Source organism: Pseudomonas sp., from assembly GCF_030683065.1.
Classification (GTDB): domain Bacteria; phylum Pseudomonadota; class Gammaproteobacteria; order Pseudomonadales; family Pseudomonadaceae; genus Aquipseudomonas.
The window spans coordinates 1-11,392 of the sequence record NZ_JAUXMX010000022.1; the positions used below are offsets into that span (position 1 = coordinate 1).

9 protein-coding genes are annotated in these 11,392 nt (G+C 57.4%); 8 read left to right on the plus strand and 1 reads right to left on the minus strand.

Going from position 1 to position 11,392, the window contains the following annotated elements:
- A partial coding sequence (locus Q8K09_RS05035) for a serine dehydratase beta chain (RefSeq protein WP_305253892.1) occupies nucleotides 1-831 on the minus strand: 831 nt, incomplete at its 3' end.
- A gap of 137 nt (nucleotides 832-968) precedes the next feature.
- Here Q8K09_RS05035 and Q8K09_RS05040 point away from each other — a divergent pair.
- From Q8K09_RS05040 to brxL, 8 genes are all read left to right on the plus strand, one after another.
- Nucleotides 969-1,184 (plus strand): NAD(P)(+) transhydrogenase (Re/Si-specific) subunit beta, encoded by a 216-nt coding sequence (locus tag Q8K09_RS05040; protein ID WP_305253893.1) that lies wholly within the window; start codon nucleotides 969-971, stop codon nucleotides 1,182-1,184.
- A gap of 1,465 nt (nucleotides 1,185-2,649) precedes the next feature.
- A complete protein-coding gene (locus Q8K09_RS05045) occupies nucleotides 2,650-3,081 on the plus strand; it encodes a hypothetical protein (RefSeq protein ID WP_305253894.1) in 432 nt (143 codons plus the stop codon).
- Between the two features lie 141 nt (nucleotides 3,082-3,222).
- Nucleotides 3,223-4,479 carry a hypothetical protein gene (locus Q8K09_RS05050; protein ID WP_305253895.1) on the plus strand — a complete coding sequence of 419 codons (1,257 nt, stop codon included), beginning with the start codon at nucleotides 3,223-3,225 and terminating at the stop codon, nucleotides 4,477-4,479.
- A 23-nt stretch (nucleotides 4,480-4,502) separates the two neighbouring features.
- Nucleotides 4,503-5,201, plus strand: a complete 699-nt coding sequence (locus Q8K09_RS05055; protein WP_305253896.1) for a hypothetical protein — start codon at nucleotides 4,503-4,505, stop codon at nucleotides 5,199-5,201.
- Nucleotides 5,194-6,180, plus strand: a complete 987-nt coding sequence (locus Q8K09_RS05060; RefSeq protein WP_305253897.1) for a hypothetical protein — start codon at nucleotides 5,194-5,196, stop codon at nucleotides 6,178-6,180. Before Q8K09_RS05055 ends, Q8K09_RS05060 begins: the two co-directional genes overlap by 8 nt.
- Before the next feature lie 165 nt (nucleotides 6,181-6,345).
- Nucleotides 6,346-7,596 (plus strand): ATP-binding protein, encoded by a 1,251-nt coding sequence (locus tag Q8K09_RS05065; RefSeq protein ID WP_305253898.1) that lies wholly within the window; start codon nucleotides 6,346-6,348, stop codon nucleotides 7,594-7,596.
- A complete protein-coding gene (gene pglZ, locus Q8K09_RS05070) occupies nucleotides 7,593-9,128 on the plus strand; it encodes a BREX-1 system phosphatase PglZ type A (protein WP_305253899.1) in 1,536 nt (511 codons plus the stop codon). The genes Q8K09_RS05065 and pglZ overlap by 4 nt, the downstream gene beginning before the upstream one ends.
- A 14-nt stretch (nucleotides 9,129-9,142) precedes the next feature.
- The gene (gene brxL / locus Q8K09_RS05075; protein ID WP_305253900.1) at nucleotides 9,143-11,182 is read left to right on the plus strand and encodes a protease Lon-related BREX system protein BrxL; all 2,040 of its coding nucleotides are present in this window, start codon (nucleotides 9,143-9,145) and stop codon (nucleotides 11,180-11,182) included.
- The last annotated feature ends 210 nt before the right edge of the window (nucleotides 11,183-11,392 follow it).

An 11,392-nucleotide genomic window follows, 5' to 3' on the forward strand; every position in this document is an offset into this window, starting at 1 on the left:
GTTGACCGCCAAAGCGAACAGGTTGACCCATTCCATGCCGCTGAGGGTCGAGCCGATCACGTTGGGCTTGCTCATCTCCTGCAGGCTGCGGTGCAGCTTGGCCGCACGGCGCTTGACGTTGAGCCCGCCGGGCAGGATGCCCTCGTGCGCAAGACCCTGCTCGACGCAGTCGCGCATGGCCTGCCACAGGCGCATCAGGCCGCTGCGGATTTCCGTCTCGCTGCGCCAGGCTTTCTCGTTGGCCATCATCAGTTCGGACACGCGCAGGCCATGCTCCTTGCACAGGCGCAGCAGTTCGTCGCCACTGGAAAAGTCGTAAGGCAACGGGGTGTGATCCTGATCCAGTTGGCCGGTGGCCGCCTGCTCGGCATCGACCACAAAACCGCCGCCGACCGAATAATAGGTGCCGCTACTCAGCTCGCTGCCGTCGGCCGCGAAGGCCGTAAGGGTCATGGCATTAGGGTGATAGGGCAGGTTCTCGTCGAGCAGCAACATGTCGCGCGCCCAGTCGAAGACCACCGGCAGGTTGCCGTCGAGCAACAGCTGGCCGCTGTCGCGCAACGCCGCGATGCGTGGCGCGATCTGCGCCGGGTCGATCTGATCTGGCCAGTCGCCCATCAGCCCCATGATCACAGCTGTGTCGCTGCCGTGGCCGATGCCGGTGGCCGACAACGAGCCATACAGGCGCACTTCCACACGCTGCACCCGCGCCAGCAGGCGTCGCTCACGCAGCGTGCCGAGAAACAACGCCGCGGCGCGCATCGGGCCGACGGTATGCGAACTGGAAGGCCCGATACCGATCTTGAACAAGTCGAACACACTGATAGCCACTACGGCCTCCTCATCTGACTAAGCGCAGGAGTTGGGCGCTTGCCGAGGAGAATTGTCTGCCTACGACACAGGCTAAATTTGTCTAACTTCGACCTGAAAGTGTTCAAAGCCACCGTTCACTAAAAACAGCAATTTTAGTGGTCAAGCTGATGGTAAAGAGCGATCCGAAGTCGCCTATCGCCGGCATGCCGACCCTCAAGGCCTGCAAGGCCAAGCCCGTGGCCGTCAACAAGCGCTCAATGGCCAGCGGCTACGCCGGCCTGGACAACGAACTGCTCTACCTGGACAAGACCATGATGGCCTTCGGCGACGCCAAGAAGGTCATCGAGGACATGGTCAAGGCCGTCGACTGACCGCTATTGATTACCGCAGCTCACTGCATCAGGGCAGGCAGTGTCAAACTGCGATCTGCAGTGTTGCGCGTATACAAAAGGTGAACATTTGTATACGCAAGAGAGAGCAAACGTTTTCTATCTCGGCAATTTCCGCTGAAAATGCCCAGGCCATGGTCGGTGCGTATACAAATGTGCACCTTTTGTGTACCTGCTGGTGGGCAGAATGAATCGATCGCCGATTTTCAGGCCCGCCAGTCCAGTCCTCCCCCTTTATTGGTTTGGGACACCCCTCGCCCCAGCGACCAGTGCTGTGTTGGTGGTTATGGCGCTGATGATCAGCTCGATTAGGCGCTCGCCCTTCCCCGGATCTGCAGCACACGTACAACACCTGAAACCAATGAAATCGGAGGGAAATCATGGATTGGCAAAAGGTGATTTGACGATTTTTTAGCGGGAAAAAAATCCGTGTTTTGGCAGGGAAATCACACACATAATCTTCGTTACCAACACATATCAACCCATTGTTTTTATTCAGCTTTATATGAACGAACGACTCCCAATGCACGAAAAATTGCGCAGAAATTTCGCCGTGATTTGACCCTGCGTCACGACTGAATATTGTTTGGGAATTCATCAATCGGCTACTGGGTCGATATGGGTGCGCATACAAATGCGCCCCCTTTTCGTACCTCAGGCCCCATGAAAACCAATGAAATCGGAGGGAAATCACGGATTGCCAAACCGTGATTTGACGATTTTTTAGCGGGAAAAAATTCCGTGTTTTGGCAGGGAAATCACACACATAATCCTCGTTACCAACACATATCAACCATTTGTTTTTATTCAGCTTTATATAAAATAACGACTCCCAATGCACGGAAAATTGCGCAGCAATTTCGCCGTGATTTGACCCTACGTCACGAATAAATATTGTTTGGGAATTCATCAATCGGCTGCTGGTTCGATATGGGCGCGTATACAAATGGTCGCCTTTTTCGTACCTCAGGCCCCCATGGCGACCGATATTGCCTGTTTAGGCGGAAATTTGAGTAGGCAGACGGGCGAATTTAGTCAAAACGACAGAGCGTGATTTGAGGTTTTCAACTGCTCGACGTGGAGAGCTGCAGAATCGCCCCAGGGTCAGGCCCAAATCACCCTCTGTGGTGCCATAGAAGGGGAAATCACAATCACGGGGAAACTAGTTTTCGGTTAATTTTGAGGCGGCAGCCGTGGCTAGCCCGGTTTTATGGCATAAGCACGGACTTTATGCAGTAGAAAGGAATGCATCTAACCGGAAATTTGCTGTCATTCGGCGCGACTCTCAATGAGCCGAAAATGATCCGCGAAAATCGGGTCAGCAGGCCCGCAGTCCGTTCGAAGAATGGGCGGGCTAGCGAAAACGTCAAAAACCTTACAGTAACTGCATTTACACACAGCCCTACACCCGCCAGAATCAAACCCGAATTTCGTTCAGGCGTTCCGGATGCTCACCCTCAAACACGAAGTCGTCTCTCCGCTGGATCTCGACTACGCCCTGTACGGCGAGGCTGGCTGCCTCAACAAGAGCAACGAAGCCCCGGCGGGCATGGCCCTGATCAAACTGCCCGACAACAAGGAGTTCTTCAGCGAACTGCGGATATTCCTCAAGACCAACAAATTCGTTCGTCTCAATGATGATGGCACCCAGCCGGACCTGACTAAAATCTACAACGACCGCAAGACAGAGAACCAGGAACGTAAAAAGCGCCTGCGCCTGATGCTCGAAGAGCTTATGGAGCGCGCCGACATCTACGCCCTTGGCCAGCACCTCAAGCTTGCCAGCAGCAACCTCCAGAACAAGCTCGATGAGGCCTGCCAGTACCTGCTGGAAAACACCTACACCAAGCTCGGGTACCTGCGCGTGCTGCAAGCCTAGCCCGAGCGCGAACTGCATGCCGTACTGCACACCGATGACATCGCCCAGCTCGGCCTGTCCCTGGATGGCGAAGAAGGCAACCCGCAAGCCATCAAGGAAGTCGAACAGTTCATCAGCCTGCGCGCTTCCGGCAATGATCGCTTGCTGGTCTCCGACATCATCGAGCGCTTCAGCAAACGCCCCTTCGGCTGGCCGGATGGCGAAATCCTGCTGATTCTCGGCCGCCTGGCCGCCGTAGACCGCATCTCCTTTCATGCCGCCGGCCCCAGCCTGCCACTGGCGGAAGTCTTCGACTACCTGCAGAACAGCCGGCGCCGCCGTGAAGTCTCGGTGCAGAAAAAACGCCAGACCGACGACGCCCTGCTCAAGCAAGCGCGCAACCTCTCCCAGGAGCTGTTCAACGCCCTTTGCCCGACCGGTGAAAAAGAGCTATTCGATTTTTACACCCAGCGTTTCAACGGCTGGCTGAGCAACCTGAAAAGCTACAAGAGCAAAACCGACGTAGGCCGCTTCCCCGGTAAAACCAGCATCGAGCAGGCCATCCTCAGCCTGCAACGCCTGCTCAGTAACAGCGACAGCGTCGACTTCTTCAAGGCCGTGGTCGACAACAGGCACGACTACCTCAACCTGGAAGAGGATTACCGCGACCTCCACGAGTTCTTCAGCAACCAGCTGCACACCTGGCAGCAGTTGCAGCAGGCCCTGCACCGCTTCGAAAAGAACAAGCCGGCACTGGAGAAAGACGACAAGGCGCGCAAGGCTCTGGCCGAGCTGCACAGCATCGAAAGCAATGCCGCACCCTACAACCAGCTGCATCAGGTTGCCGCGCTGGTTGAAACCGTCGAAAGCATCAACAGCGCCATCCTCACCGACAAGCGCAGCCATGCCCTGAGCCGCGTCGATGAAAAAATCATCCAACTGCAGGCGGAAATCGCCAAGAGCAGCATCGACACCCCAGAGCTGAACAACCGCCTGCTGCGCCCGCTGCAACTGGTCAAAGCCGAACTGGAAACCGAAACCAGCATCGCCAATATCTACATGCTGCAGACCCAGACAGCAGACGAGCGCCTGCATGACGGCGTATTTGAACTCGAACGCGCCATCCAGGCCGAGGCCGAACGCCAGCTCAGGTTGCAGCAGGAGCAGGCCAAGATCACCGCCCAAACCGCCAGCCAAGGTAACGGGGTGAAAGAAGACCGCGCGCCCTCCCCGACTCCTGCCGCCAAGCCGGTGATCCCACCCAAACCGGTGGTAGACGTCGCCGCCACCAGCGTCTTCAACAAGCTGGGTAATGGCGTCTACCTTGAGACCCAGGCCGACGTGGATCGTTTTCTCAGCGCCTTGAAAGTCGAACTAGACGCTCAGATTCAACAAGGCAAACGTATCCGGCTTCGCTGACTAGAGGCCAAGGACTGGGGCGCATGAACAGACTAGAAGTGATGGAAGCGCGAAAGCTAATTTTGAGTTGGCAGGATCGCTGGACACAAAAAATTCAGCAGCGCCTGGAGGTCGAGTCGCGGCAGTTGCAGAGTGAACTGCACGCCAAAATTGACCAAATCAGTTTTTGGGAAGCACTCTTTTCCGGCCGGTACCTGCGCAACACCATTCAGCCGCTGTTTACCGAATGGTGCCAAACCAAGGCCAAAGAACTGAAAACAGCGGCAGAGATGGATTTGCAATCGGTTGTTGCTCGCGCCATCCCCGAAGAGGATTTCAGCCCTGTTCTAGATGGCCACAGCGGTAAGCGCACATTGCTCGATATAGCCACTGCGGCTATTTCAACCGGGGTCACAGCAGCGACTATTCCAGCGCTTGTGGGCTTCTCTACAGCCACTGTATCGGTCGGCGGTGTCCTTGGATTTCTGGGCGTGACCACAACGGTAGTCGTCACACTCAATGTGATAGCCGGTGCGGTAATTCTGGCGATTTTGATGCTGGTTACCTTGCTGCGTTTCAAAAGCATTAAGGCCAATGCCCGCAGACGCCTGAAGGCCAAGGTCGATAAACAAATCCTCAAGAAAATCCACTACAGCAAAAAAGAAAAGTCACTGGCGATGTGCATGACCAGCATGCTTGAAACCACTGCAAGCACCCTGATCAAGGAGCTTCGTCATGCTTGAGAGTATTCCGTTCACGGTCCCTTTTGGGTTAGCCGGTGGTTTGGCGGATGGCAGCATCATCCGTATTGGCACCTTACTCAAAGACAGCGCAACGGGGCGCATTCTTGCCCATGTCCAGGAAACGGGCTTAGCTCAGAAGCTGCTCAGCAATGCCAATCTCATCCCATTCTCACCCTTGAGTGCACTCGATCTGGCGTCCTCGGGTTATGCCAACGTCCAACTGCACCAACTCAAAACCATGGTTGAAGGGCTGCAGATGTTGCAGTACGCCAACATCGGCCTTGCCGCTACAGGGCTGGGGGTAAGCGTGCTGGGCTTTATGCTGATCAATCAAAAGCTTAAAGGCATTGAGAGCGCTATCGCCCAGTTGTCCAGACAAATGGACAAGCACTTCCAAGAGTTAGCGGAAAAACACCTGCGGCATAAATTCGCCAATATCTACGTACTGTTTGAGCGGGCCGAGCAGGCCTCGTTTTTACGCAGCCCTGCGGGCGAATGGCTCACCATCGAAGGTCAGTTAGCCATGGAAAGTGGCTTCCTGCGCGCTGAGATCGGCCATCACCTGACGCAAAACAGCTTCAATACCGGCTGGTTCAGCAAGATGACCAGTGCATTGGCCATGTGTAACGCCGCCCGTGTTCAGTGCCTGCTAAAAGCCAACGAAATGGAGGCTGCCGAACATGCATCCTCAGTGATTGCAGATAACTACAGCGATCTCTTTGATCCCCTCACTGCCACCCAGCTAGCCGACAAACTAACCGAAGCGGATCAGCGCTCGCGTGATGATGACCACTCGCGCTTCAAATCCAATCAAACCAAAGCAACGCAGATCGTGAACGGCCTACGTGAAATGACCGATGTCGCCATAACCGAGCCGTTGCTGATAGAACATCTGGTGAGCAAGGAAATCAGCGGCCACGATTACCTCAAATCCATTAAGGCCCACGACCAACACCCCATCATTCTCTTAACGGCATGATGGCTTTTTAAGCGCCATAATCATCACATTGGACGGGCCTTAACCATTAATATAGACGCAGCCATATCGTGACTTTGGACGCGCCTTAATCATTAGATTAGACGACACTAGACACCTGTTTTAGACTGCCTGCATTCAACTCAACTACACGCATCGGGTAACCCTGTGACCACTGCACACCACCCGCGATACCTGCAGCAGCAAGTGCTGGATGCCCTGAGTGATACACCGGTGGTGTGCATCCTCGGGCCGCGTCAGGTCGGCAAAACCACCTTGGCCCGTCAGCTGCAGCCGGAGCGCACCTACATCTCTTTCGATGACGCCACGCTGCTCTCGGCCGCCCGCTATGACCCAATGGGGTTTGTGGCCGGCTTGCCGGGCAGGGTGATCCTCGATGAGGTGCAGCGCGTGCCTGAGTTGCTACTTGCCATCAAGCTGTCGGTGGATAACGACCGCAGCCCCGGACGCTTCATTCTCACCGGCTCAGCCAACCTGCTGTTGCTGCCCGGTGTGCAAGAATCCTTGGCCGGGCGCATGGAGGTGATATACCTCAATCCGCTGTCCGAGCAGGAAAAACACCACAGCCCGCATTCCCTGCTCGCAAGCCTCTTGGCCGGCGAGCTAAAACCGGCCATCAGCGGTATTCAACCCCCGGTGGCCGGCGTTGCCGATGCCGTGGTGAGCGGTGGTTATCCAGAACCCAATACCCGCAACGAGCAGCGTGCCCGGCAGTGGTATCGCCAGTACCTCAACGCAATTGTTCAGCGCGATGTTCAAGACATTGCCAATATTCGCGACGGTGATGAACTGCTACGTCTGCTCAAACTGATTGCCCTGCGCACCGGCAACCTGATCAATATCAGCAACCTCATGCAGGACATCGGCCTGCAGCGCGACACCATCGGCCGCTACCTGTCAGTACTCGAGCGCCTATTTTTGATTCGCACGCTGCCCGCTTGGCACCGCAACGCCGCCAAGCGCCTGATCAAAGCGCCCAAAATTCACCTCATCGACTCTGGCCTCTGCTGCGCACTGAGCGGGCTAAAAACGGCGGACTGGAACCAGCCCGACAACGCCTTTGGCGGCGTGTTGGAAAGCTTTGTGGTGCAACAGCTGATCTGCCAAGCCGGCTGGGTCGACAACGAACTGCGCTTTTCCCATTACCGCGACAAAGATCAGCTCGAAGTCGATCTGGTCATCGAACAAGGCGACCGCCTCTGGGGCGTAGAAATCAAAAAAGCCGCTTCCGTGCAGAGCAAAGACGGCCGAGGCCTGGCAAGGCTGGCCGAGCAGGCCGGCGGCAACTGGCAGGGCGGCATCCTGCTCTACACCGGTACCAGCACGCTGCCCATGGCGCACACACCCAATACGTTTGCTGTTCCCATGGACCAGCTGTGGAAAAAGGACACCCCATGAACACCAACAACATCAAACGCTACGCCCCCAAGGCGCGCACCGCCTTTATTGCCGCCATGAGCAAGCGCGCGGCGCTGTTTGGCATTAAGGATTCCAGCATCCCGGCCATGGGCATCGAGCCGCTGCAGCAGAAAGGCGATCTGGCGTTGATCGGCGACCGCACCTTCCCGGCCAGCATCATCCGCCCACGTGCAGCACTGGTGAAAAAGGTCGAGCAACTCGATCAGCTGGGTCGCAGTTGGGGCGACCGCGTTGAGGCCGAGCAACGCCTGGAACACTGGAAGATCGCCGGCGTACCCAACCAGCAGGACTTCTACGAGCGCTGGGTGCGCCCTCAGTTCGAGAAAAATCGCAGCAAGCGCCTGGTGGTCATCATCAGCGATGCCTTGCGCTACGAGGCAGCCATGGAGCTGCGCGAGCGGATCAACGAGAAGCGCTACAGCGAGGCGACCCTGGCCAGCCAGTTGGGTGTACTGCCCAGCTACACCACGCTGGGCATGGCCGCGCTCTTGCCGCACAAGACCCTGGAGTACCGCGAGAGCGCCAGCGATACGGTATTCGTCGATGGTCAGTCCAGCGCCGGAACGCTTCAGCGCGACAAGATTCTCAGCCAATACAACAGCATGGCGGTGACTGCCGAGCAGGTCAAGGCCTGGTCGCGGGATGAAGGCCGCGAGGCGCTCAAGGACCAGCAACTGGTTTACGTCTATCACAACGTCATCGATGACCGCAGCGACAGCGGCGGACCGTCCGAAGCGGATACCTTCCACCATGTGGAGGTCGCCATCGAGGAGCTGACCGAGCTGACCCGCAAGATTCTCATGCACTTCAATACCAGTACGGTGCTGATCACCGCAGACCACGGTTTTCTGTTCCAGCAGAGCAAGCTGGAGGTTGCCGACCGCACCACCCTGGTCGACAAGCCCGCAAGCGCCTTCAAGAGCAAGAAGCGCTATGTGCTCGGCCATATCCTGCCGGCAGCCAAGGAGGTCTGGAGCGGCACGACGCGCCTGACTGCAGGCACCACATCGGACACCCGGTTCTGGATCCCCAAAGGCGCCAACCGCTTTCACTTCATCGGCGGTGCGCGCTTCGTCCATGGAGGGGCCATGCCGCAGGAGATTGTGGTGCCGGTGCTGACCGTCAACCAGCTGCGCGGTGAGAAAGCCGAGAAGCGCACCAAGCGCAAGGTCGGTGTCATCTCGCCGAAGTCGGCGCTGAAAATGGTCACCAACATCCAGCGCTTCGACCTGATCCAGACCGAAGTCGTCAGCGAGCAGGTGCTACCCGTCACCGTGGCCGTTGCGATTTATGAAAACGAGCAGCCGGTATCCAGCGAGGAAGTGGTGACCTTCGACTGTGCCACCGACGCCATGAGCGAACGCATGAAGCAGGTGCGCCTGTCGCTGGCGGGCAACGACTTCGACCGCAGGAAGGACTATTTCCTGATCATTCGTGACAAGGACCTGAATACCGAGCTGGAGCGCTACCGCGTCACCATCGACCTGGCCTTCACCGACGACTTCTCTTGAGAGCACGCTATTAGATGGATACCGAACAGGATAAAGACCTCGACCAGCTGCTCAACGAGCATTTCGCCGGCCGCGTGGTACGCAAGGACCTGACCAAGCTGATCAAGGAAGGCGCCAATGTTCCGGTCTATGTGCTCGAGTACCTGCTCGGCATGTACTGCGCCTCGGATGACGCCGAGGTCATCGAGCACGGCCTGAAGAATGTCAAAACCATACTGGCGGAAAACTACGTTCGCCCGGACGAGGCCGAGAAGGTCAAATCCCTGGTGCGCGAGCGCGGCACCTACAAGGTGATTGATCGCGTTACCGTGCGCCTCAACGAGAAGAAAGACCGCTACGAAGCTTCCTTCAGTAGCCTCGGCATTCGCGACGCGGAGATTTCAGCCGGCATCGTCAAGGAATACGAAAAGCTGCTGGTAGGCGGTATCTGGGTAATCGCCACGCTGAGCTACTACCACGAGGAAGGCCAGAGCGGCTCGCCGTTTGGGGTGACGCTGCTCAAACCGATCCAGATGCCCAATATGAACATGCAGAAGCTGTTTGACGGGCGCGCAGCACTGACCACCGTGCAATGGCGCGAAACGCTGATTCGCTCGATCGGCATGGAGCCTTCGACCCTGGCAGAAGATGTGCAGTGGCACCTGCTGGCCCGCATGATTCCCTTCGTCGAGAACAACTACAACGTCTGCGAGCTTGGACCGCGCGGTACCGGCAAGAGCCATATCTATAAAGAGTGCTCACCCAACAGCATGCTGGTGTCCGGTGGGCAAACCACCGTGGCCAACCTGTTTTACAACATGAGCAGCCGGCGCATCGGCCTGGTCGGTCTTTGGGATGTGGTCGCCTTCGACGAGGTCGCCGGCATCAACTTCAAGGACAAGGATGGCGTGCAGATCATGAAGGACTATATGGCCTCCGGCTCCTTCGGCCGCGGCCGTGAGCAGATGGAAGCCTCGGCCTCCATGGTGTTTGTCGGCAACATCAACCAGAGCGTCGAGTCCCTGGTGAAAACCAGCCACCTGCTGGCGCCCTTCCCGAAGCAGATGATCGACGCGGCCTTCTTCGACCGCTTCCATGCCTATATCCCGGGCTGGGAGATTCCGAAGATGCGCCCTGAGTACTTCACCAACAAGTACGGCCTGATCGTCGACTACCTGGCCGAATTCTTCCGGGAGATGCGCAAGCGCAGCTTCGCCGATGCCATCGACAAGCACTTCAAGCTGGGCAACAACCTCAACCAGCGCGACGTGATCGCCGTACGCAAGACCGTGTCCGGCCTGCTCAAGCTGCTCTACCCGCATGACGTGTTCAGCAAGGAAGACGTGCGCCAGTGCCTGGAGTACGCCCTGCAGGTGCGCCGACGGGTCAAGGAGCAGCTGAAGAAGATCGGCGGCATGGAGTTCTACGACGTGCATTTCAGCTACATCGACAACGAAACCCTGGAAGAACACTTCATCGCCGTGAAAGAACAAGGCGGCGGCGGGCTGATTGCCGAAGGGCCGGGCAAGCCAGGTTTCATCCACACCATCGGCCTGAGCGGCAAAGGCATGCCAGGCCTGTACCGGATCGAACTGCAGGTCACCAAGGGCAGCGGAAAACTGGCCACCTCGGGCCTGTGGAACTCCACCATGGCCAAGGAGCAGGTGAAAATCGCCTTCGACTACTTCAAAGCCAACGCCTCGCGCATCAGTGCCTCGGCCAAGGTGCTGGAGCACGACTTCCACCTGCATGTGGTCGAGCTGCAAAACACCGGCCCGCTGACTCACATGGCCCTACCCAGCCTGGTGGCCTTCGCCTCCGGCCTGATGGGCCGCCCCGCACAAGGCCAGATGGTGGTACTCGGCGACATGAGCTTGGGCGGCAGCATCACCCCGGTGGAAAGCATCGCCGAATGCCTGCAAGTGGCATTTGACGCTGGCGGTAAGCGTGTTTGCCTACCGATGAGCAGCGCCAAGGATATCCCGACCATTCCGGCAGAGCTGTTCACCAAGTTCCAGACCAGCTTCTATGGCGAGCCGGTGGAGGCCGTGTTCAAGGCGCTCGGGGTTGATTGATGAGCGTTTAAGCACTCACCAAAAGCGCCATGGGCACGGCGCCCAGAGGGTCTGAACATATCAAGCGCCGAAGTGAGGCTGCCTCCAGGCGCTAGCAACGCAACGCCGCAGCGGGCGTTTGGAAACGACATTCGCCCGACTACTCAGCCGTTTCGCTGATAAACAGTAGCCAGCAGAGGCTTCTCGTTGGCTGGGGATAGGATGACCATC